Below are 22,420 nucleotides of genomic sequence, written 5' to 3'. Positions count from 1 at the left end.
AACGAAATAGCGAATTTTGGACAAGAGAAGCCCACAGGACGCACTTTCTAATTAAGTGCGCTCGGATACTCCGCGCGTTTTTTGACTAGACGTTATTTACAGGGGCCAAATAGCACCAAAAGGTAGATCAGGCTTCGCTGGTTACAAATTTTTCAAGATGAGCAATTTGCTGCCTCAAATGCTCAATCTGTACCTTAGCTACATTGAAGGTACCATCTCGCATTCTCATAAGGTTCATCGCAGCCATGGACGCTCGAAGCATGTGGCTATCTTTGCGCGCATATCGCTGGACTGCAGTAGCGGAGGAGTGCCCAAGTAATTTCTGGACAACGCCAAGCTCGAAGCCAAAGGCACCAGGTTTGAAAGGATTTGGGCAGTGATTGTGCAAGTAGTACGCATACATATGGCGAAGAGCATGAAACCCATAGCTCTCGCCCGTCAACGCTTTAGCGGCTGCGTTGAAGCGCTCCCATACGGCTTGATAGGAGGATGGCATGCCCTCTCCGTTGATGAGGTTCCTAAACAGAAAATGATGCGACACAGGCCTGTGGCGCTTCATTTCCAGAGCACGCTGCTCGGCGATGTAAAGATCCAGATTCACCCAAAAATGAGAAGCGAACGGCTCTATCAAGAAGGTTTCGGGGTGCAAACGCCCTTTGTGGCTCAGCTTGCTGATAGCCACATCTGTCATGAAGCGGGACAGCTCTTTGATTCGAGTGTTCGGATCGATGATCTGAACGTAGTTGTCAAATGGCTTCCCAGGATAGATACATACATCAGACGTAAACATCGTCAGCGCTTCTGAGATACGGCAACCGCAGGCCGCTAGCAGTGACCATAGCGTCTTGTCCCTGAGGCACGTCGCGCTCTCGATAAGCTTCACACACAGGTCAATCGGAAAGACTTTTTCATCGCCACCATAGCTATCAGTATGTGCCATGGTTGACGGCTTGGAGGTGGCGACCAGCCCCACCTGTCGTATCCGTTTTGCCCCACCCGCTATGCATCCTGCCAACCAGCTACTGTTGCCAATTGCAATGCTGATCTTCGTAGGTGCAGCTACGTACTGAGAGGTGATTGCCGGCAGCGCTGAAACGAGATCTTTGCCTACGTAGCCGGTCTCCTGGAGCTGAAGGATTGCCTTTCTGAAAGTCTCACTCGCATCGATGAAGTTATTGACGGCAGTAAGGTGCTTCCGGATCGAGCTACCCCCCATTTTCCGGTCACCCAAAATCCTCGCGACGGATCGGCTCAGCTCGACACTGCTGCCCGAGCCATAAGCCAGGAAATTCTCGTACCCCTCGATCGCTTCAGTCAGAAGCAAAGGCGTGAGGCCCCCATTCAGATCGGCAACCACCTGGATGTATTGGATGAACAGCAGCACTGCTGGGCCATAGGCTTTCACTGTGTTCCAGGCCTGACGCTTCGAGAGCTCGAAGATCCAGGTGTCAAAGAACTCGCTGGTCACCACGTCAGCAGAAAGCATGCGGTACGTTGGCCTTCCGGCGCGAAACGTTTCCATGATGCTGACCGACACATCTACCACTGCAGCCATTAAGCCCCCGTCTCGGATGTAGGTTTGCTGGAATGGGCAAACCCCTAAGGTGCAACTACCAGTTGCAACGGGTGGCGATACTGCAACAAGACGCAACAACACGCAACCAAAACGTTGCACATTTTAGTTTTCTTGTGGGCCTGGTGAGGTTGGGGTTAAGAAAATCGAGACGAAAAAAAAGGGCCTAGATTGCTCTAGGCCCTTAATTCATTGATGTTTGGCGGGAAACCAGGGATTCGAACCCTGGGAACGCTCTCACGTTCGCCGGTTTTCAAGACCGGTGCATTCAACCACTCTGCCAATTTCCCGGGATGTTCGTAGCGCGACTGGACAACAGCGCTATAAGATGCAACTAGAAGGGGCCTTAGATAAGAACTCTAGGATAGTTGCCCATCGACGGTTTTCAAGACCGTTGCCTTAAACCACTCGGCCACGCTTCCTCGTATTGCGGGCGCCATAATACCGAAATGAAACAAGCTGTCAAACTCTCTAGGTGGCTGGTCTGCGCGCCTCTGTTATGATCTTTGCATCTGAACGTTTCAAACCCACAGGAGTGTCGCCATGCGCGAACAGGATTACGCCGTCAACCACGGCCTGCAGGTCGAACAGCAAGAGGTCAGCCGCGTCCTGCGCAACACCTATGGCCTGCTGGCCATCACCCTCGCTTTCAGTGGTGTCATGGCCTATGTGGCCCAACAGATGCGCGTCGGCTACCCGAACATTTTCGTGGTACTGATCGGCTTCTACGGCCTGTTTTTCCTCACCAACAAGCTGCGTGATTCGGTATGGGGCCTGGTGTCCACCTTCGCGCTGACCGGTTTCATGGGCTTCCTGCTCGGCCCTATCCTCAACCGCTACCTGGGCATGGCCGGCGGCGCTGAAGTGGTCAGCTCGGCATTCGCCATGACCGCACTGGTGTTCGGTGGTCTGTCGGCCTACGTGCTGATCACCCGCAAGGACATGAGCTTCCTGGGCGGCTTCATCACCGCAGGCTTCTTCGTGCTGCTGGGCGCTGTGCTGGCAAGCTTCTTCTTCCAGATCAGCGGCCTGCAACTGGCGATCAGCGCAGGTTTCGTGCTGTTCTCATCGGTGTGCATCCTGTTCCAGACCAGCGCAATCATCCACGGTGGTGAGCGTAACTACATCATGGCAACCATCAGCCTGTATGTATCGATCTACAACCTGTTCGTCAGCCTGCTGCAACTGTTCGGGCTGATGGGTCGGGACGACTGATCTGAGCTTGGTTGGTTGAGTGTTGAAAAAGCCCGCTTCGGCGGGCTTTTTTGTGGGTGGCGTTTGAGGGGCGCTGGCTTCGCGCTCGTTCGCTGGCAAGGCCGACCCCTACGCCCCGCGGGCTGTAGCGCCAGATAATGCTGGCAAACTGGACTACCCCAATCCCCGCGCGCGCCGTAGAATGCGCTCCTTTTTTCTGCCCGGGGCAGCAACACCCATGAGCTCACTCGAACAAGCGCCCGAACAGGCCAATGAACTGGTTCTAGGCCTGGAAGACCGGCCCCGGCCGCTGATCGCCCTGCTCGCTGCCCTGCAGCACCTGCTGGCGATCATCGTGCCTATCGTTACCCCCGGCCTGCTGATCTGCCAGGCACTCGGCGTATCGGCCCGCGATACCAACCTGATCGTGTCGATGTCGCTGGTGATCTCCGGGATCGCCACCTTCGTGCAATGCCGACGCTTCGGGCCCTTCGGCGCCGGGCTGTTGATCGTGCAAGGCACCAGCTTCAACTTCGTTGGCCCGCTGATCGCCGGCGGCGCGCTGATGGTCAAGCAAGGTACGCCCGTAGAAGGCGTAATGGCGGCAATCTTTGGTGTGGTGATTGCCGGCTCGTTCGTTGAGATGGGCATTTCGCGCATTCTGCCGTTCGTGAAGCGCCTGATCACCCCCCTGGTCACCGGCATAGTAGTGCTGATGATCGGCCTCACGCTGATCAAGGTGGGCCTGATCAGCATGGGCGGCGGCTTCGGCGCCATGGCCAACGGTACCTTCGCCAACGGCGAAAACCTGCTGCTGTCCGGCGTGGTGCTGGCCATCATCGTGGTACTCAACCGCATCCCGGTGGTGTGGATGCGCAGTTGCGCGATCGTGATCGCGCTGGCCGTCGGCTACGCACTGGCCGGCTACCTGGGCCGCCTGGACTTTACCGGCATGCATGAAGCCGCCGTGTTCCAGGTGCCGGTGCCATTGCACTTCGGCCTGAGTTTCTCCTGGGCGCTGTTCATTCCGATGCTGGTGATCTACCTCGTGACTTCGCTGGAAGCCATCGGCGACGTTACCGCCACCAGCAAGGTGTCGCGCCAGCCGGTCGAAGGCCCGCTGTGGATGCAACGCATCAAGGGCGGCGTGCTGGTCAACGGCGCCAACTCGCTGCTGGCCGGTGTATTCAACACCTTCCCCAGCTCGGTGTTCGCGCAGAACAACGGCGTGATCCAGCTGACCGGTATTGCCAGCCGCCATATCGGTATCTGGATTGCCGCAATGCTGGTGATTCTGGGGCTGTTCCCAAGCGTGGCCGGGGTGATCCAGGCGGTGCCGGAGCCGGTGCTGGGTGGCGCTGCTATGGTGATGTTCGGTGCCGTAGCGGCCTCGGGTATCAATATTCTGGCCAGCATCAGCCTGGACCGTCGCGCCCTGCTGATCATCGCGGTGTCCCTGGCGTTGGGCCTGGGCGTGGCGCAGGTGCCGGAATTCCTGGCGCACATGCCATCGGCACTGCGCAATGTGCTGGAGTCTGGCGTGGCAACCGGTGGCATCTGTGCGCTGGTGCTGAACTGGTTCCTGCCCGAGTCCAAAGCCCAGAACTGAGGCCGCTTGCCAAGCTGCCCCAACCAGGCCCGCGCCCACAAGGCGCGGGCTTTTTGCTTTATCATGGGCGCAGTTTTGCTGACAGAGCCTGCCATGAAGTTCGCCCTCGCGGTATTTTCCCCCGGCCATGCGCCCTCCTCGCGCCGTGCACTGCTGTTCGCCCAGGCTGCCCTGGCCAGCGGGCACGAGATCGTGCGGCTGTTTTTCTATCAGGATGGCGTGCACAGCGCCTCGGCCAACGTGGTCGCGCCGCAGGATGAGCTGGACGTGCCGGCGCAATGGCGTGCCTTCGTCACGGAGCACCAGCTCGATGCAGTGGTGTGCATTGCCGCCGCCCTGCGCCGTGGCGTGTTGAACGCCGAAGAAGCCCAGCGTTATCAACGCCCCGCGGTGAACCTGCCCGCGCCGTGGGAGCTGTCGGGCCTGGGTCAGTTGCACGAAGCTGCACAAACCGCCGACCGCCTGGTCTGCTTTGGAGGCGATTGAATGGCCAAGTCATTGCTGATCATCAGCCGCCAGGCCCCCTGGGCCGGCCCGTCGGCCCGCGAGGCACTGGATATCGCCCTGGCCGGCGGCGCCTTCGACTTGCCGCTGGGCATGCTGTTTCTGGATGATGGCGTGTTTCAGCTGGCACCTGCGCAGCAACCGGCACAGCTGCAACAGAAGAACCTGGCGGCCAACCTCCAGGCGCTACCGATGTTCGGCGTGGAGGCCCTGTTCGCCGACGCCCGCAGCCTGCTCGAGCGCGGCCTGGACGCTGAACACCTGACACTGGACGTCGAGGTACTCGACGACGCTGCACTGGCAGCCCTGATCGACCGTTTTGACCAGGTGGTAACCCTCTGATGAGCACACTGCACGTCATTTCCCACTCGCCCTTCGGCGATAACCGCCTGAGCAGTTGCCTGCGCCTGCTGGGCAGCAACGACGGCCTGCTGCTGTGCGGCGACGCGGTGTATGCGCTGCAGCCCGGCAGCGAGCCGCTGAAAGCGCTGGAGCACGCCAACCTGGGCGCAAGGCTGTTTGCGCTGGAAGAAGACCTGCAAGCTCGCGGTATCTCCAGCGACGCGGCCCGGGCCATCGACTACCCGGCGTTCGTGCAGCTGTCGCTGGACCACGACAAGGTCAACAGCTGGCTATGAGCACCCTGAGCCTCGACAACCAGGACATTGCCCTGGACAAGGACGGCTTCCTGGTCGACCTGAAGGACTGGTCGAAGCCCGTGGCACAAGCCCTGGCCGAGCGCGAAGGCCTGGAACTGACTCCCGAACACTGGGAGGTACTGGAGCTGCTGCGCCAGTTCTACCAGGAGTTCGAGCTGTCGCCGGCCACGCGCCCGCTGATCAAGTACACCGCCTTGAAGCTGGGCCCGGACAAAGGCAACAGCCTGCACCTGAACCGCCTGTTCAACGGCACCCCCGCCAAACTTGCCGCGAAGCTCGCGGGCCTGCCAAAGCCGACCAACTGCATATGACTGCCCCTACCCCGCTCACCCTCGAAACGCCCGCCGAACACCCCTTCGCTCAGTTCGTGCGCATTTTGGGCAAAGGCAAACGCGGCGCCCGCGGCCTGACCCGGGAAGAAGCCCGCGAGGCCATGGGCATGCTGCTGGACGGCAAGGTCGAGCAGACGCAGCTGGGCGCCTTCCTGATGCTGCTGCGTCACAAGGAGGAGAGCCCCGAGGAGCTGGCCGGCTTCACCGAAGCCGTGCGCCAGCGTGTACAGGCACCGCCCATCGCGGTCGACCTGGACTGGCCGAGCTATGCGGGCAAGAAGCGCCACCTGCCGTGGTTTCTGCTGGCGGCCAAGTGCCTTGCGAAAAACGGCGTGCGCATCCTGCTGCACGGCGGCGGCGCTCACACCGCCGGGCGCCTGTATACCGAACAGGTGCTGGAACAGGTGCAGATCTCGCTGTGCCGCGACTGGGCCAGCGTCGCCAGTGCCCTGGACGAGCACTGCATCGCGTTCATCCCCCTGCAGGACTGGGCGCCGCGCCTGCAGCACATGATCGACCTGCGCAACACCCTGGGGCTGCGCTCGCCCATTCACTCCCTGGCACGGGTGCTCAACCCGCTGGGGGCGCGGTGCGGCCTGCAGAGTATCTTCCACCCCGGCTACCAGGCCGTACACCGCGAAGCCAGTCGGCTGCTGGGCGATACGGCGATTGTGGTCAAGGGTGACGGCGGTGAGATCGAGATCAATCCGGATGCCACCAGCCACCTGTACGGCACTGCCCATGGCCAAGACTGGGATGAAGAATGGCCGCAGCTGTCGGCCCAGCGCCATGTGAAGCCGGCCAGCCTCGACCTGCAGCACCTGCTGGCAGTATGGCGCGGCGAGGCCCGCAACAGCTACGGTGAACTGGCTCTTGTATCGAGCATGGCGCTGGCGCTACGCGGCTTGGGGCAAACCCGAGAGGACGCCTTCACGCAGGCGCAGCACTGGTGGGATCAACGCCTGAGCTAGGCGACTGATCGGGGTTTTCGATCAAACAGGCCGATGCTTTGCGCCATTGGTTCGAACTTGAACCCGTACACTGGGCTCCAAGTTGAACGAATCGCCAAGGAGACCACCATGGGCCTGTTGATCGACGGCCGCTGGCATGACCAGTGGTATGAAAGCAGCAAAGACGGCACCTTCCAGCGCGAGAACGCGCAGCGGCGCAATCAGCTGCCCGCAGCCGACGCCGGGCGCTATCACCTGTATGTGTCGCTGGCCTGCCCCTGGGCGCACCGCACGCTGATCTTTCGCACGCTCAAGGGCCTGGACAAGCTGATCGACGTGTCGGTGGTCAGCTGGCTGATGGGCGAGAACGGCTGGACCTTCGACACAGCCCTGGGTTCGACGGGCGACAAGCTCGACCAGCTTGAATTCCTGCATCAGCGCTACACCCGCGACGACCCGCATTACACCGGCCGGGTCACGGTCCCGGTGCTGTGGGACAAGCAGGAACAACGCATCGTCAACAGCGAGTCGGCCGAGATCATCCGTATCTTCAACACCGCCTTCGACGGGCTGACCAGCAATCGCCTGGACCTTTACCCCGAGCCGCTGCGCGCGAGCATCGATGCACTGAACGAGCGGATCTACCCTGCCGTGAACAACGGCGTGTACCGCGCAGGCTTTGCGACTACGCAAAAAGCCTACGAGCAGGCGTTCGACGAGCTGTTTGCCGAGCTGGATGCACTGGAAAAGCTACTGAACGACCAGCGCTACCTGGCCGGCGAGTACCTGACCGAAGCTGACTGGCGGCTGTTCACCACGCTGGTTCGGTTCGATGCGGTGTATCACGGGCACTTCAAGTGCAACCTGCGGCGCATCGCCGATTATCCGAACCTGTCGAACTGGCTGAGGGAGCTGTACCAGTGGCCGGGAGTGGCCGAGACGGTGAACATGGAGCATATCCAGCATCACTATTACATGAGCCACAAGACCATCAACCCGAACGGGATCGTGCCCAAGGGACCATTGCAGGACTTTGCGGCGCGACATGATCGGGATCGGCTGGTGGGCCGGGGGATTTGGGACAAGACCAGTTTTTGATCAGGGGTTGAAGGGCCCCTTCGCCAGCAAGGCTGGCTCCTGCAGTGGGTCGCGTGAAGCTGCAGGAGCCAGCCTTGCTGGCGAAGCTGTTGTTACTGAGCCCCTTCGAACCAAGCCAGCTTCTCGCGAAGCTGCACCACCTCGCCCACGATCACCAGCGTCGGCGCATGCACTTCATGCTCCGCCACCAGTTGCGGCAGGTCGGCCAGGGTGCCGGTAAACACCCGCTGGTTGGTGGTAGTGCCCTGCTGCACCAGCGCCGCCGGCGTACTAGCCGCACGACCGTGACGAATCAGCTCGGCACAGATGGTCGGCAAGCCCACCAGCCCCATGTAGAACACCAGGGTCTGCGCAGGCGCCACCAGGTCATTCCACGGCAGGTTGCTAGTACCGTCCTTGAGGTGGCCGGTCACGAAGCGCACCGACTGGGCATAATCGCGATGGGTCAGCGGGATGCCGGCATACGCCGAGCAGCCGCTGGCCGCAGTGATGCCCGGCACCACCTGGAAGGGTATGCCATGCTCGGCCAGCTCTTCGATCTCCTCGCCACCCCGGCCGAAGATGAACGGATCGCCGCCCTTGAGGCGCAGCACGCGCTTGCCTTGCTTGGCCAGGGTCACCAGCAGCTGGTTGATCTGGTCCTGCGGCACACTGTGATCGGCACGGCGCTTGCCCACGTAGATGCGCTCGGCGTCGCGCCGGCACAACTCGATGATGGCGGGCGCCACCAGGCGGTCGTACAGCACCACATCGGCCTGCTGCATCAGGCGCAGCGCACGGAAGGTCAGCAAGTCCGGATCACCCGGCCCCGCCCCCACCAGGTACACCTCGCCCGAGGTCTGCGGCAGCGCGCCATCCACCTTGGCCTGCAGCAGGCGTTCGGCTTCGGCGCCCTGCCCGGCCAGCTGGCGCTCGGCAATCGGGCCCTGGAACACGTCTTCCCAGAACCCACGACGCTGGTTCACGTCGGGGTACAGTTCCTTGACCCGATGGCGAAAGCGCGCGGCCAGGCCGGCCAGTTCGCCATAGGCGGCAGGAATCCAGGTTTCCAGCTTGGCGCGGATCAGGCGTGCCAGCACCGGCGCATCGCCGCCGCTGGACACCGCTACCACCAGTGGCGAACGGTCGACGATCGCCGGGAAGATCACCGTGCACAAGGCCGGCGCATCCACCACGTTGACCGGCACACAGCGCTGGCGCGCATCGGCCGATACCTGGGCGTTGAGCGCCTGGTCGTCGGTGGCGGCGATGATCAGCTGGCAACCGTCGAGGTCGCTTTCGTGATAGCCGCGGGCCAGGGTCTGGCCGCCACTGGAGCGTGCCAGTTCGGCCAGCTGCCCCTCGATTTCAGGGGCAACCACCCGCAGCACGGCACCTGCATCGGCCAGCAGGCGAGACTTGCGCAGGGCAATCTCGCCTCCACCCACGACCAGCACCTGGCTGCCCCGAAGGTTGTGGAACAGCGGCAGGAACTCCATTTAACCGATGATCTCCAGGCCACCCATGTAAGGCTTGAGCACGTCCGGTACACGGATGCTGCCATCAGCCTGCTGGTAGTTCTCCAGCACTGCCACCAAGGTACGGCCTACAGCCAGGCCCGAGCCGTTGAGGGTGTGCACCAGCTCCGGCTTGCCGGTTTCCGGGTTGCGCCAGCGGGCCTGCATGCGGCGCGCCTGGAAGTCGCCGCAGTTGGAGCACGAGGAAATTTCGCGGTACTTGTCCTGGCTCGGCACCCACACTTCCAGGTCGTAGGTCTTCACGGCACTGAAGCCCATGTCGCCGGTGCACAGCGACAGTACGCGGTAAGGCAGCTCCAGCAGTTGCAGCACGCGCTCGGCGTTGGCAGTCAGGCCTTCGAGGGCTTCCATCGACTTGCTCGGCTCGACCACCTGGACCATCTCGACCTTGTCGAACTGGTGCTGGCGGATCATGCCGCGGGTATCGCGACCTGACGCACCGGCTTCGCTACGAAAGCACGGGGTGTGGGCGACGAACTTGATCGGCAGTTGCTTGGCATCGACGATTTCGCCGGCCACGATGTTGGTCAGCGACACTTCGGCCGTCGGGATCAGGTAGAAGTCGGCCTCGCCTTCACGGCTGATCTTGAACAGGTCTTCCTCGAACTTGGGCAGCTGGCCGGTACCTTGCAGCGCCGGGGCCTGTACCAGGTACGGGGTGTAGGCTTCCTCGTAGCCATGCTCGGCGGTGTGCAGGTTGATCATGAACTGCGCCAGGGCACGGTGCAGACGGGCGATCGGGCCGCGCAGCAGGGCAAACCGCGCGCCCGACAGCTTGGCCGCGGTCTCGAAGTCGAGGTAGCCGTTGCGCTCGCCCAGGGCGACGTGGTCCTGGATCGCAAAATCGAAGCTGCGCGGGGTGCCCCAGCGGCGCACTTCGACGTTGTCGTCTTCATCGGCGCCCACCGGTACGCTGGCGTCCGGCAGGTTGGGGATGGTCAGCAGGATAGCGTCCAGCTCTTCGCGGATACCTTCCAGCTCCACCTTGCCGGCAGCCAGTTCGTTGGCCATGCGCTCGACGTCGGCCATCAGCGGGGCAATGTCCTCACCCTTGGCCTTGGCCTGGCCGATGGATTTGGAACGGGCGTTACGCTCGGCCTGCAGCTGTTCGGTGCGGGTCTGCACAGACTTGCGGCGCTCTTCAAGTGCTTCGATGCGCGCGACATCCAGGCTGAAGCCACGGGAAGCCAGGCGATCCGCCACTTCCTGAAGTTGGCCGCGTAACAGTTGGGAATCGAGCATATCGTTTTCTCGCTGGTTCAGAATTTGGTCAAGGACAAACCGGCCCAGGTGGCGAGCAGGCCACCCACTACACTGAGGCTGGCATAGCCGAACGCCAGGGGCGCTTGCCCGCTTTCGAGCAGGCGTACGGTGTCCATGGAAAAAGATGAAAAGGTCGTCAGGCCGCCAAGGAAGCCGACGATCAGGCCTGCGCGCAGCTCGACCGGCACCAGCGGGCGATGCAGAAACAGCCCGTAGAGCAAGCCGATCAGCAGGCAGCCAATCAGGTTGACCGCCAGCGTACCGAGATAGAAGTGGCGTGGCCAGTGGGCATTGACCCAATTTCCCGCGGCAAAGCGCAGCAGCGTGCCGGCAATGCCCCCGGCGCTGACTGCGGCCACCAGGGCAATCATGGCTTTCTCCGCTGGCGCGGGCTCAGGCGATCGAGTTCGGCCAGGTGGCGCAGCTTCTCGCCGATCTTCAGTTCCAGGCCGCGAGGCACCGGCTGGTAGTACTGGCGCGGCGCGAGGTCATCGGGAAAGTAGTCTTCGCCCGCCGCATAGGCATCGGGCTCGTCGTGGGCATAACGGTACTCGTCGCCGTAGCCCAGTTGCTTCATCAGCTTGGTGGGTGCGTTGCGCAGGTGCAGCGGCACTTCCAGCGAACCATGCTCGGCGGCTTCGCGCAGGGCGGTCTTGAAGCCCATGTACACCGCGTTGCTCTTGGGCGCACAGGCCAGGTACGTAATGGCCTGGGCCACCGCCAGCTCGCCCTCGGGGCTGCCCAGGCGCTCCTGCACGTCCCACGCGGCCAGACACAGGCTCAGCGCACGCGGGTCGGCGTTGCCGATGTCTTCGCTGGCCATGCGCACCACGCGCCGCGCCAGGTACAACGGGTCGCAGCCGCCATCGAGCATGCGTGCGAACCAGTACAGCGCCCCATCGGGGTTGGAGCCGCGCACCGATTTGTGCAATGCGGAAATCTGGTCGTAGAAGGCCTCGCCGCCCTTGTCGAAACGTCGACGGGTATCGCCAAGCAGGCTTTGCAGCAGCTCCACCCCGATCTCGCTGCCGTCTTCGGCCAGGTCCGAGGCATTCTCCAGCAGGTTGAGCAGGCGCCGGCCATCGCCATCGGCGGCAGCCAGCAGCATCTTGAAGGCTTCGTCGCCCAGGCTCAGGTTGCGCTTGCCCAGGCCGCGCTCCTCGGTCAGTGCGCGCTCCACCAGGCGGTGCAACGCGGCTTCGTCCAGGCTCTTGAGCACATACACACGCGCCCGCGACAGCAGGGCGTTGTTGAGTTCAAACGAGGGGTTTTCGGTGGTGGCGCCGATGAAGATCAGCGTGCCGTCTTCCACATACGGCAGAAAGGCGTCCTGCTGCGACTTGTTGAAGCGGTGCACTTCGTCGACGAACAGGATGGTGCGCCGCCCGTACTGGGCGGCCTGCTGCTTGGCGATCTCCACCGCCTGGCGGATCTCCTTGACCCCGGCCAGTACGGCCGAGACGGTCTCGAAGTGCGCCTCGCAGAACTGTGCCAGCAAACGCGCCAGGGTGGTCTTGCCCACCCCGGGCGGGCCCCAGAAGATCATCGAGTGCAGCGCGCCCTGCTCCAGTGCCTCGCGCAGCGGCTTGCCGCGCGCCAGCAGGTGCTGCTGGCCGACGTATTCGTCCAGGTTGGCCGGGCGCAGGCGCGCGGCCAAGGGCTGGGCAACAGGGTCACTTCGAAACAGGTCCATGGACGCGGGCTTGACCTCTTTACTCTTGAATCACGTCGGCGCCTTCAGGCACGACGAACTTGAATTTGCTCGCCGGGATCGGCTCATTGGCCTTGACCCCGCTGAACAGGATGTTGGTGCGCTGGCCGACGCTGTCGATCAGTTGCATATCGTTTACCAGCCCCTTGCGGAACGACAGGCGCAGCGAGTCGAACAGGGTGTCCTTGGTTTTGGGCTTGAGCGTGAAATCGATCACGTCACCCTGTTGCTTGGAGGTGATATCGAAGCTCTGGCTGATTTTCGAGATATCACCCGACAACAGCAAGGCCGGCGTTTCGGTCAGACGCTCGTCGAGCTTCTTGATGGTCGCCTGCTCCAGGTCCGGGTCCCACAGGGTCACCTTCTTGCCGTCCGACACCACCACCTGCTCGGCAGGCGCATCGGTGTGCCAGTAGAACAGGCCAGGGCGCTGCACCGCCATCTGACCGGTGGTTTCCTGCAACTGGGTGCCGCTGCCATCGAGGGTCAGTTGCGAGAAACCGGCAGAAATGGTCTTGGACGTCTCCAGCAATTGGGTCAGGCTTTTGACGTCCGCCTCTGCGGCGAAAACCGAAGCGCTGGACAGGGCCATGGCGGAAACCAACAGCATGCGAATCAGGCGCATGGAAATCCTCGTTGCAGTAGGGGTGGGCCGGCGGCCGTCAATGGCCGCCGGCAGATAAGGAATCATCAGTCGCGCATCGGTCCGGGCGCAATCACTTCACGCGAACCGTTGGTGTTCATGGCAGTGACCACACCGGCCATTTCCATCGCCTCGATCATGCGGGCGGCGCGGTTGTAGCCAATCTTGAGCTTGCGCTGTACCGCGGAAATGGAGGCACGACGGCTTTCGAGCACGAACTGCACGGCCTCGTCGTACAGCGCGTCGGTTTCGGCGTCATCGTCACCGCCACCACCACCGCCCCCATCGAAGCCGCTGCCGGCCTCTTCGACACCGCTGAGGATGTCGTCGTTGTAGTCCGGGGCGCCGCGCAGCTTCCAGGCCTCGACCACGCGGTGAACCTCTTCGTCGGACACGAAGGCGCCGTGCACGCGAATCGGCAGGCTGGTGCCCGGCGGCATGTACAGCATGTCACCATGGCCCAGCAGTTGTTCGGCGCCGCCCTGGTCGATGATGGTGCGCGAGTCGATCTTGCTCGATACCTGGAACGCCATGCGGGTCGGGATGTTGGCCTTGATCAGGCCGGTGATCACGTCCACCGACGGACGCTGGGTGGCCAGGATCAGGTGGATACCGGCAGCCCGCGCCTTCTGCGCGATACGGGCGATCAGTTCTTCGACCTTCTTGCCGACGATCATCATCATGTCGGCGAATTCGTCCACCACCACCACGATGGTCGGCAGGGTCTTGAGCAGCGGCGGCACGTCATCCATGCTTTCGCGCTTGAACATCGGGTCGTAGATCGGCTCGCCCGCTTCTTCGGCGTCCTTGATCTTGCGGTTGAAGCCGGCCAGGTTGCGCACGCCCATGGCCGCCATCAGCTTGTAGCGGCGCTCCATCTCGGCCACGCTCCAGCGCAGGGCATTGGCGGCGTCCTTCATGTCGGTGACCACCGGGCACAGCAGGTGCGGGATGCCTTCGTAGATCGACAGTTCGAGCATCTTCGGGTCGATCATGATCAATTTGGCGTCTTCGGGGCCGGACTTGAACAGGATCGACAGGATCATCGCGTTCACGCCCACCGATTTACCGGAACCTGTGGTACCGGCCACCAGCAGGTGCGGCATCTTGGCCAGGTCGGTGATCACCGGCTTGCCGCCGATATCGTGACCCAGGGCCATGGTCACAGGCGACTTGGCCTCGTCATACTGCGGCGACGACAGCACCTCGGAGAAGCGCACGATCTGGCGGTCTTCGTTGGGGATCTCGATACCCACCGTGGTCTTGCCCGGGATCACTTCGACCACGCGCACGCTGGTTACCGCCAGCGAGCGCGCCAGGTCCTTGGCCAGGTTGGCGATGCGGCTGACCTTGACCCCGGCGGCCGGCTGGATTTCGTAGCGGGTGATCACCGGGCCGGGGTGGATCGAGTCCACCGACACTTCAACCCCGAACTCCTTGAGCTTGATTTCCAGCAGATGGCCCACGCCCGCCAGGGACTCTGGCGAATAGTTGACCTTCTTCTTCTCGGCCGGGTCGAGAATCGAAATCGGTGGCAGCGTGCCTTCGATGGCGCTGTCCACGAACAACGGCGCCTGCTTTTCCTTCTGCACGCGCTTGCTCGGCTCTGGCGCCTTGGCCGGCGCCGGCATGATCACCGGTGGCACATGCTGCTCGCGTTCGGCCACATGCTTGCTCAGCGCGGTATCGCGCTCGATGATGCGTTCCTTGGCCTTGAGCTGCTCGCGGCGGTCGGGCACCACAGGCGCCACCACGTCGTGCACCTGCTCGTCGACTTCACGCAATTGGGCAACCAGGCGCTTGCGCTCGTTGCGCCCGGCCCACCAGCGGTTGGCCGCACCCTGGAACAGTTCGAACAGGTCAAGGGTGATCTTGCCGGTGATGTCCATCACCTTGAACCACGACAGGTCGGTGAACACGGTCAGGCCGAACAGGAACAGCGCGATGAACATCAGGGTGCTGCCCTGCACGTTCAGCGCGTTCTTGGCCAGGTCACCCAGACTTTCGCCCAGCGCGCCGCCCGCCGAGGCCGGCAGGCTCGGGGCCGAATGGAAATGGATATGCGCCAGCGCGGCGCCCGACAGCACCAGGAACACCAGGCCGATCAAACGCCAGGAGAACAGCCAGCCGCTCCACTGCCAGGGCTGATGACGTTCGCGGAAGATCTGCCAGGTCTTGATCGCCAGCAGCAACGGGAAGATATAGGCGAAATAGCCCAGCACCATGAACAACACGTCGGCAAAGAACGCCCCGGCGCGACCGGCGGCGTTCTGCACCTGCTCGACATTGCTGGTATGGCTGAAGCCCGGGTCGGCCTGGTCGTAGGTGAGCAGGGCCATCCACAGGTACAGGCACAGCGCGCCCATGGCGATCAGCGCACCTTCCTTGAGCCGGTAGTGCAGCTGCTGGCGCCAGATCGGCTCGGGGTTGGGTGTTGCGGTGGATTTCTTCAAAACGCGTCTATTCCTGCGCTCAATGCGCGTCCAACAGGGGTTGACCGGGCGACCGGGTCAACAAACCACTACTTTTAACATTACTGCCCGCCTGCCGCCATGACGGCACGCCGGAACGAGGCGTAAACGGGGGCCAATTTCCTATACGGCAATTTGAGCACGCATTCTCTTTTGTGACAAAGGCTTATGCGGGGTTTTTGCGTAGTTGGGACAGCATAGTGCAGGTTAAGTTGCGCCGCCCGCCAACGCCGGCGGGGCAACGGCAGGCGCCGGCCTTGCCGACGAAGCCTTTTGCGGCGATCCTTCCCCTCCCCTCCTCCACCGCACGGCGACCCACCTCCATGCTGACTTGGCTGAGCCGCAACAACCTGGACTTCCCGCCCCTGGAAAAGGCCCTGCACGAACCCAACGGCCTGCTCGCCGCCGGCGGCGACCTGAGTGCCGAGCGCCTGGTGCAGGCCTATCGCCATGGCTGCTTCCCCTGGTACCAGGACGGCCAGCCGATCCTGTGGTGGTCGCCCGACCCGCGCACCGTGTTGTTCCCGGACGAGCTGCACGTGTCGCGCTCGCTGCGCAAGGTCATTCGCCAGGGCCGCTACCAGGTCAGCTTCGACCAGGACTTTGCCAGCGTGATCAGTGCCTGTGCGGCGCCTCGCGACTATGCCGACGGCACCTGGATCACCGACCCCATGCAGGCTGCCTACCTCACGCTGCACCAGCAGGGCTTCGCCCACTCGGTGGAAGTGCGCGAAAACGGCGAGCTGGTGGGCGGGCTCTACGGCCTGGCCATGGGCCGCCTGTTCTTTGGCGAATCGATGTTCAGCCGCGCCGACAACGCCTCCAAGGTGGGCTTCGTGCACCTGGTCGAACACCTCAAGGCGGCCGGCTTCGTGCTCATCGACTGCCAGATGCCCACCAACCACCTGCACAGCCTCGGCGCCCGCTCCATCGCTCGCAGCGCCTTTGCCGAGTACCTGCGCAACTACCTCGACCAGCCGGCCAACGTCAGCTGGGCCTGACGTCCTGGCGTTTGCTAGGCGAGTTTTCACAGCTGGCTTACACTTAATCCAAACGCACCTCCCGAGGGGTTGATCATGACAGAGCTGGCGCGGTTGAAGTTTTATGCCACTCAACCCCATGCCTGCAGCTACCTGCCAGACGAGCAAGCCACCACGCTGTTTCTCGACCCGAGCCAGCCAATGGACGCCAACGTCTACGCAGACCTGTCGGAAATGGGCTTTCGTCGCAGCGGCGACCACCTGTACCGCCCGCATTGCCAGAACTGCAATGCGTGCGTACCTGCGCGCATCCCGGCGGCTCGCTTTACGCCCAATCGCCAGCAGAAGCGCATCATCAAGCGCAACGCCGACCTGGTGGTGACCCCCGCACGCCCTCGGTTCAACGAAGAATACTTCGAGCTGTACCGCCGCTACATCGAGCAGCGCCATGCCGACGGCGACATGTACCCGCCCAGCCGCGACCAGTTCTCCACCTTCCTGGTCCGCGACCTGCCGTTTTCACGCTTCTACGAGTTTCGCCTGGACGGCAAGCTGCTGGCGGTGGCGGTCACCGACCTGCTGCCCAACGGCGTATCGGCGGTGTACACCTTCTACGAACCCCAGGAAGAACGGCGCAGCCTGGGACGTTTCGCGATCCTCTGGCAGATCAGCGAAACCCTGCGCCTGGGGCTTGAAGCGGTCTATCTCGGGTACTGGATCAAGAACTGCAAAAAGATGAATTACAAGACCCAGTACCGCCCCATCGAGCTGCTGATCAATCAACGATGGGTCACGCTTAACTGAAACCCTTGGCTTGAACCCCATTTTTCGGGCACAATGCACGCCACTTTTTAGCCTGGCGCAGTTGCACCGGGCCGGCAACTGGACACCGAGGGCTTTACTGCATGTCGAAAGAAGACAGCTTCGAAATGGAAGGCACTGTCGTCGACACCCTGCCCAACACCATGTTCCGCGTGGAGTTGGAAAATGGGCACGTCGTTACCGCGCATATCTCCGGCAAGATGCGCAAGAACTACATCCGTATTCTCACCGGCGACAAGGTCCGCGTCGAACTGACGCCTTATGACCTGAGCAAAGGGCGCATCACCTACCGCGCCCGCTAAACGCTACACACAAGAACGCCCGGCCAGTGCCGGGCGTTTTTGCGTGCCTGCCTGAAAAGCCTCGCCGGCCAGGCCGACCCCTACCAGGGCTGCATCACCCCGCAGGAGCCGGCCGTGCCGGCGAACGCGATCAGGCCATCTCGGCCGTGGTCTCGAAGTCGAACACCAGCTCGCCATCGCGCAGGTCGATGTGCACCACGCCGCCATGCTCGGCCAGCTCGCCAAACAGGATCTCTTCGGCCAGCGGCCGCTTGATCTTGTCCTGGATAAGCCGCGCCATGGGCCGCGCACCCATCTGCGCATCGTAGCCACCGGCTGCCAGGTAGCTGCGAGCAGCATCCGACACCTCCAGCAGTACGCGCTTGTCTTCCAGCTGGGCCTGCAGTTCGGTGAGGAACTTGTCGACCACGCTCTTGATCACTTCGTGGCTCAGGCGACCAAACTGGATGATGGTGTCCAAGCGGTTGCGGAACTCCGGCGTGAAGCTCTTCTTGATCACTTCCATCGCGTCGGACGAGTGGTCCTGATGGGTAAACCCGATCGAGGCCCGTGCCGCAGTCTCGGCGCCGGCGTTGGTGGTCATGATCACGATGACGTTGCGAAAGTCCGCCTTGCGCCCGTTGTTGTCGGTCAGGGTACCGTGGTCCATCACCTGCAGCAGCAGGTTGAAGACTTCCGGGTGAGCCTTCTCGATTTCATCGAGCAGCAGCACGCAATGCGGCTGCTTGGTGATGGCTTCGGTCAACAGGCCGCCCTGGTCGAACCCGACATAGCCCGGAGGCGCACCGATCAGGCGCGACACGGTGTGACGCTCCATGTACTCGGACATGTCGAAACGCACCAGCTCGACCCCCAGCGCCTTGGCCAGCTGACGCGCCGCCTCGGTCTTGCCGACCCCGGTAGGGCCTGCAAACAGGAACGAGCCCACCGGCTTGTCCGGCGCCTTCAGGCCGGCACGCGACAGCTTGATGGCGGTGGCCAGCGAATCGATCGCGGCATCCTGGCCAAACACGGTCAGCTTCAGGTCGCGCTCCAGGTTGCGCAGCAGCTCCTTGTCGGAACTGGTGACGTGCTTTGGCGGAATGCGCGCAATCTTGGCGACGATGTCTTCCACCTGCTGCACATCGATGCGCTTGACGCGCTTCTCGACCGGCTGCAGGCGCTGGTACGCCCCCGCCTCGTCGATCACGTCGATGGCCTTGTCCGGCATATGCCGGTCATTGATGTAGCGCGCTGCAAGCTCCGCTGCGGCACGCAGCGACTCATCGCTGTACTCGATGCTGTGATGGGACTCGAAACGCCCCTTGAGGCCGCGCAGGATGCCGATGGTGTCTTCCACCGACGGCTCGCTGACATCCACCTTCTGGAAGCGCCGCGCCAGGGCCCGGTCCTTCTCGAAGATGCCGCGGAACTCCTGGAACGTAGTCGAGCCGATGCAACGGATATCACCCGAAGACAGCAGCGGCTTGAGCAGGTTGGACGCATCCATCACCCCGCCCGATGCCGCACCGGCGCCGATGATGGTGTGGATTTCGTCGATGAACAGGATCGCCTGCGGACGCTTGCGCAGTTCGCCGAGCAGCGCCTTGAAGCGCTTCTCGAAGTCGCCACGGTACTTGGTACCGGCCAGCAAGGCGCCCAGGTCCAGCGAATAGACCACGCTCTGGGCCAGCAGGTCAGGCACCTGACCGTCGACGATACGCTTGGCCAGGCCTTCGGCGATGGCGGTCTTGCCCACCCCGGCCTCGCCCACCAGCAGCGGGTTGTTCTTGCGCCGACGCGCAAGGATCTGCGCCACGCGCTCGACCTCGGTCTCGCGCCCCACCAGCGGGTCGATACGCCCCTGGCGTGCCAGTTCATTGAGGTTGCTGGCATAGGCATCCAGCGGATTGCTCGAGGACGAGGCTTCGCCGCCGTCTTCGTCCTGCATGTCCTGCTCGCCGTCCTGGTGTTCACCATGGCCCGGCACCTTGGAGATGCCGTGGGCGATGTAGTTGACCACGTCGATTCGCGCGACACTTTGCTGTTTGAGCAGGAACACCGCCTGGCTTTCCTGCTCGCTGAAGATCGCCACCAGCACATTGGCGCCGGTGACTTCACGTTTACCCGAGCTCTGTACATGGAACACGGCACGCTGAAGCACCCGCTGGAAGCCCAGGGTTGGCTGGGTCTCGCGGTCTTCATCATGCACGGGGATCAGTGGCGTGGTGGAGTCGATGAACTCCTGCAGGTCGTGCTTGAGCTTGTCGAGGTTGGCTCCACAGGCACGCAAAACGGTTGCGGCGGCCTCATTATCCAAAAGCGCCAGCAGAAGGTGTTCGACGGTCATGAACTCATGACGCTTCGAACGGGCCTCCTTGAAGGCCAGATTGAGGGTGACTTCGAGCTCGCGGTTTAACATAGCTTCACCTCATACCCAAGTGGTCGGCGATTAACCGTCCTTCTCGATTTCACAGAGTAGCGGATGCTGGCTTTCCCGGGCGTATTGGTTGACCTGCATGGCCTTGGTCTCGGCGATGTCGCGGGTAAACAATCCGCACACTGCCCGCCCTTCTGTATGGACGGCCAGCATGACCTTGGTCGCCAGCTCGCGATTCAGGTTAAAAAACACCTCGAGCACTTCGACGACGAAATCCATCGGTGTGTAGTCATCGTTGAACAAAACCACCTTGTACATCGGTGGTGCCTGCAGCGCGGGCTTGGCTTCCTGTACCGCCAGACCAGAGCCATCGTCCTCATCCTGCTGCGGGCGATCCTGATTGAATGTTAGTCGAATCTGGCTATGTGCATGCATGGAAAGAAATTCATCATTTCGACAGGTTAAGGTTGAATGTGGACCGCCTGGCCACACGCCGGAACGGCCGTCGCCTGACCTTGACTATCGGCAAATCGGTGTTACAACCAATAAGAGCCCACCGTGGTCGATAAAGATCCGCGCAGTCAACCAGAATTTTCGCAGGTTCATAGGCGGATGGAGTGGATGATACTCCAGTGATGGAGTCCTTTGCAGAGGGATATGAGGATGGCAACCGGCAAAGTCAAGTGGTTCAACAATGCCAAGGGATTCGGATTCATCAACGAGGATGGCAAGGATGAGGACCTGTTTGCCCACTTCTCTGCCATTAACATGGAAGGTTACAAGACCCTGAAGGCCGGACAAGTCGTCACATTCGATATCATTCAGGCACCCAAGGGGTTTCATGCGCAGAACATAAGACCCGTCGTCACCAGCGCCCAGAGCGAGCCCGCCAGCAGCGCGACCACGATCGACGCCTGAACACCCCAGGAACACCAGGGCCGGCCTGCCCTCACGGACAGGCCGGCCTTTTGCTGCCCGCTTACATGTGCTTGATCAGCGCCTCACCGAAGCCCGAGCTCGACACCAGCGTCGCGCCTTCCATCAGGCGCTCGAAGTCGTAGGTCACGGTCTTGGCCTTGATAGCCCCGTTGGTGCCCTTGATGATCAGGTCCGCCGCCTCGGTCCAGCCCAGGTGACGCAGCATCATCTCGGCCGACAGGATCACCGAACCAGGGTTGACCTGATCCTTGCCGGCGTACTTGGGCGCCGTGCCGTGGGTGGCCTCGAACATGGCCACGGTGTCCGACAGGTTGGCACCCGGCGCGATACCGATACCGCCCACCTCCGCCGCCAGGGCGTCGGACAGGTAGTCACCGTTCAGGTTGAGGGTGGCGATCACGTCGTACTCGGCCGGACGCAGCAGGATCTGCTGGAGCATGGCGTCGGCAATGGCGTCCTTGACGATCACTTCACGCCCGGTCTTGGGGTTCTTGAATTTCATCCACGGGCCGCCATCGAGCAGCTCGGCGCCGAATTCGTTCTTGGCCACCTCGTAGCCCCAGTCCTTGAAGGCCCCCTCGGTGAACTTCATGATGTTGCCCTTGTGCACGATGGTCAGCGACTCGCGGTCGTTATCCACCACATACTGCAGGGCCTTGCGCACCAGGCGCTGGGTGCCTTCCTTGGAAACCGGCTTGATGCCGATGCCGCAATCCTGGTCGAAGCGGATCTTGGTGACACCCATTTCCTCCTTGAGGAACCTGATGACCTTGTTCGCTTCGGGCGAGCCGGCCTTCCACTCGATGCCGGCATAGATGTCCTCGGAGTTCTCGCGAAAGATCACCATGTCGACGTCGCCAGGTTTTTTCACCGGGCTGGGCACACCCTCGAACCACACCACCGGACGCAGGCACACGTACAGGTCCAGTTGCTGGCGCAGGGCGACGTTCAGCGAACGGATGCCGCCGCCGACCGGGGTGGTCAGCGGACCCTTGATCGATACCACGTAGTCTTTCACCGCATCCAGGGTTTCCTGGGGCAGCCAGGTGTCCTGGTCGTAGACCTGGGTGGCCTTCTCGCCGGCGTACACCTCCATCCAGGAGATCTTGCGCTTGCCGCCATAGGCCTTTTCGACTGCAGCATCGACCACCTTGATCATCACCGGGCTGACATCGACGCCAATACCGTCACCTTCAATGAAGGGGATGATCGGATTGTCGGGAACATTGAGAGAATGGTCTGCGTTGACGGTGATTTTGTCACCGACTGCCGGAACCTTGATTTTCTGGTATCCCATGCTGCACTCCGCTTTTTTCTGGTTGATAGGACTTCATGCAATCCCCAGAGCCTAACCCAGTTGAACGCAGACGCAAACCTCGCCGAAAAAACCGTCATACCAGCGTAAAACGCTCTACGTCTTTGGTCTAAAAGTGGCCATCCGACATGTTGACCTTGATGATTACGACCAAGGGTTTGATATACTCCGCCGGTGAC

At 62.1% G+C, this 22,420-nt stretch carries 22 protein-coding genes and 2 tRNA genes; 12 read left to right on the top strand and 12 right to left on the bottom strand.

The window, feature by feature from the left end:
• Positions 1–127: 127 nt before the first annotated feature.
• The 3 genes from NP552_RS11325 to NP552_RS11315 form a co-directional block, all read right to left on the bottom strand.
• Positions 128–1,555: a tyrosine-type recombinase/integrase gene (locus tag NP552_RS11325; protein ID WP_100633650.1), complete on the bottom strand. Its 1,428-nt coding sequence runs from the start codon at positions 1,553–1,555 to the stop codon at positions 128–130.
• Positions 1,556–1,773: 218 nt separating this feature from the next.
• Positions 1,774–1,863, bottom strand: a tRNA-Ser gene (locus NP552_RS11320).
• A 23-nt stretch (positions 1,864–1,886) separates the two neighbouring features.
• A tRNA-Ser gene (locus tag NP552_RS11315) sits at positions 1,887–1,995 on the bottom strand.
• Between the two features lie 121 nt (positions 1,996–2,116).
• On the opposite strand from NP552_RS11315, the gene NP552_RS11310 reads away from it, so the two are divergent.
• From NP552_RS11310 to NP552_RS11275, 8 genes are all read left to right on the top strand, one after another.
• Positions 2,117–2,788 carry a Bax inhibitor-1/YccA family protein gene (locus tag NP552_RS11310; RefSeq protein ID WP_043860836.1) on the top strand — a complete coding sequence of 224 codons (672 nt, stop codon included), beginning with the start codon at positions 2,117–2,119 and terminating at the stop codon, positions 2,786–2,788.
• 217 nt (positions 2,789–3,005) lie between these two features.
• Positions 3,006–4,376, top strand: coding sequence for a nucleobase:cation symporter-2 family protein (locus NP552_RS11305; RefSeq protein ID WP_043860837.1), 1,371 nt, complete (start codon positions 3,006–3,008; stop codon positions 4,374–4,376).
• Between the two features lie 93 nt (positions 4,377–4,469).
• Positions 4,470–4,862 (top strand): sulfurtransferase complex subunit TusD, encoded by a 393-nt coding sequence (gene tusD, locus NP552_RS11300; RefSeq protein WP_043860838.1) that lies wholly within the window; start codon positions 4,470–4,472, stop codon positions 4,860–4,862.
• The gene (tusC, locus tag NP552_RS11295; protein WP_043860839.1) at positions 4,863–5,222 is read left to right on the top strand and encodes a sulfurtransferase complex subunit TusC; all 360 of its coding nucleotides are present in this window, start codon (positions 4,863–4,865) and stop codon (positions 5,220–5,222) included.
• On the top strand, positions 5,222–5,518 hold the full coding sequence (gene tusB, locus NP552_RS11290) for a sulfurtransferase complex subunit TusB (RefSeq protein ID WP_058541209.1): 297 nt from the start codon (positions 5,222–5,224) through the stop codon (positions 5,516–5,518). Before tusC ends, tusB begins: the two co-directional genes overlap by 1 nt.
• Positions 5,515–5,850, top strand: coding sequence for a TusE/DsrC/DsvC family sulfur relay protein (locus NP552_RS11285; RefSeq protein WP_058541210.1), 336 nt, complete (start codon positions 5,515–5,517; stop codon positions 5,848–5,850). The genes tusB and NP552_RS11285 overlap by 4 nt, the downstream gene beginning before the upstream one ends.
• Positions 5,847–6,842, top strand: coding sequence for a glycosyl transferase family protein (locus tag NP552_RS11280; protein WP_058541211.1), 996 nt, complete (start codon positions 5,847–5,849; stop codon positions 6,840–6,842). The genes NP552_RS11285 and NP552_RS11280 overlap by 4 nt, the downstream gene beginning before the upstream one ends.
• A gap of 108 nt (positions 6,843–6,950) precedes the next feature.
• Positions 6,951–7,919, top strand: a complete 969-nt coding sequence (locus tag NP552_RS11275; RefSeq protein WP_058541212.1) for a glutathione S-transferase family protein — start codon at positions 6,951–6,953, stop codon at positions 7,917–7,919.
• Positions 7,920–8,011: 92 nt separating this feature from the next.
• Here the strand turns inward: NP552_RS11275 and cysG are convergent, their stop codons facing one another.
• From cysG to ftsK, 6 genes are all read right to left on the bottom strand, one after another.
• Positions 8,012–9,397 (bottom strand): siroheme synthase CysG, encoded by a 1,386-nt coding sequence (gene cysG, locus NP552_RS11270; RefSeq protein ID WP_043860844.1) that lies wholly within the window; start codon positions 9,395–9,397, stop codon positions 8,012–8,014.
• Entirely contained in the window at positions 9,398–10,678 is a 1,281-nt protein-coding gene (serS, locus tag NP552_RS11265; protein WP_058541213.1) for a serine--tRNA ligase, read from the bottom strand.
• 17 nt (positions 10,679–10,695) lie between these two features.
• Entirely contained in the window at positions 10,696–11,070 is a 375-nt protein-coding gene (crcB, locus tag NP552_RS11260; RefSeq protein WP_043860846.1) for a fluoride efflux transporter CrcB, read from the bottom strand.
• A complete protein-coding gene (locus NP552_RS11255) occupies positions 11,067–12,392 on the bottom strand; it encodes a replication-associated recombination protein A (protein WP_043860847.1) in 1,326 nt (441 codons plus the stop codon). The genes crcB and NP552_RS11255 overlap by 4 nt, the downstream gene beginning before the upstream one ends.
• Positions 12,393–12,411: 19 nt before the next feature.
• Entirely contained in the window at positions 12,412–13,035 is a 624-nt protein-coding gene (gene lolA, locus NP552_RS11250) for an outer membrane lipoprotein chaperone LolA (protein ID WP_043860848.1), read from the bottom strand.
• A 65-nt stretch (positions 13,036–13,100) separates the two neighbouring features.
• Positions 13,101–15,506: a DNA translocase FtsK gene (gene ftsK, locus NP552_RS11245; RefSeq protein WP_043860849.1), complete on the bottom strand. Its 2,406-nt coding sequence runs from the start codon at positions 15,504–15,506 to the stop codon at positions 13,101–13,103.
• A gap of 341 nt (positions 15,507–15,847) precedes the next feature.
• On the opposite strand from ftsK, the gene aat reads away from it, so the two are divergent.
• The 3 genes from aat (at position 15,848) to infA (ending at position 17,628) form a co-directional block, all read left to right on the top strand.
• A complete protein-coding gene (aat, locus tag NP552_RS11240; protein WP_088515153.1) occupies positions 15,848–16,525 on the top strand; it encodes a leucyl/phenylalanyl-tRNA--protein transferase in 678 nt (225 codons plus the stop codon).
• Positions 16,526–16,600: 75 nt separating this feature from the next.
• A complete protein-coding gene (locus NP552_RS11235; RefSeq protein WP_043860851.1) occupies positions 16,601–17,308 on the top strand; it encodes an arginyltransferase in 708 nt (235 codons plus the stop codon).
• 101 nt (positions 17,309–17,409) lie between these two features.
• The gene (gene infA, locus NP552_RS11230) at positions 17,410–17,628 is read left to right on the top strand and encodes a translation initiation factor IF-1 (RefSeq protein WP_002553999.1); all 219 of its coding nucleotides are present in this window, start codon (positions 17,410–17,412) and stop codon (positions 17,626–17,628) included.
• Between the two features lie 130 nt (positions 17,629–17,758).
• Here the strand turns inward: infA and clpA are convergent, their stop codons facing one another.
• Positions 17,759–20,029, bottom strand: coding sequence for an ATP-dependent Clp protease ATP-binding subunit ClpA (clpA, locus tag NP552_RS11225; RefSeq protein ID WP_043860852.1), 2,271 nt, complete (start codon positions 20,027–20,029; stop codon positions 17,759–17,761).
• A gap of 30 nt (positions 20,030–20,059) precedes the next feature.
• Positions 20,060–20,422, bottom strand: coding sequence for an ATP-dependent Clp protease adapter ClpS (clpS, locus tag NP552_RS11220; RefSeq protein WP_043860853.1), 363 nt, complete (start codon positions 20,420–20,422; stop codon positions 20,060–20,062).
• A gap of 228 nt (positions 20,423–20,650) precedes the next feature.
• Here clpS and cspD point away from each other — a divergent pair, with 228 nt between their 5' ends.
• A complete protein-coding gene (gene cspD, locus NP552_RS11215) occupies positions 20,651–20,905 on the top strand; it encodes a cold shock domain-containing protein CspD (RefSeq protein WP_152644099.1) in 255 nt (84 codons plus the stop codon).
• Between the two features lie 61 nt (positions 20,906–20,966).
• Here cspD and icd read toward each other — a convergent pair whose 3' ends face one another.
• Positions 20,967–22,223 carry an NADP-dependent isocitrate dehydrogenase gene (gene icd / locus NP552_RS11210; RefSeq protein WP_274096729.1) on the bottom strand — a complete coding sequence of 419 codons (1,257 nt, stop codon included), beginning with the start codon at positions 22,221–22,223 and terminating at the stop codon, positions 20,967–20,969.
• Positions 22,224–22,420: the final 197 nt, after the last annotated feature.

Source organism: Pseudomonas sp. 8209, assembly GCF_028682105.1.
Taxonomy (GTDB): Bacteria; Pseudomonadota; Gammaproteobacteria; order Pseudomonadales; family Pseudomonadaceae; genus Aquipseudomonas; species Aquipseudomonas palmensis.
This window is presented reverse-complemented; position numbering and strand designations above follow the sequence as displayed.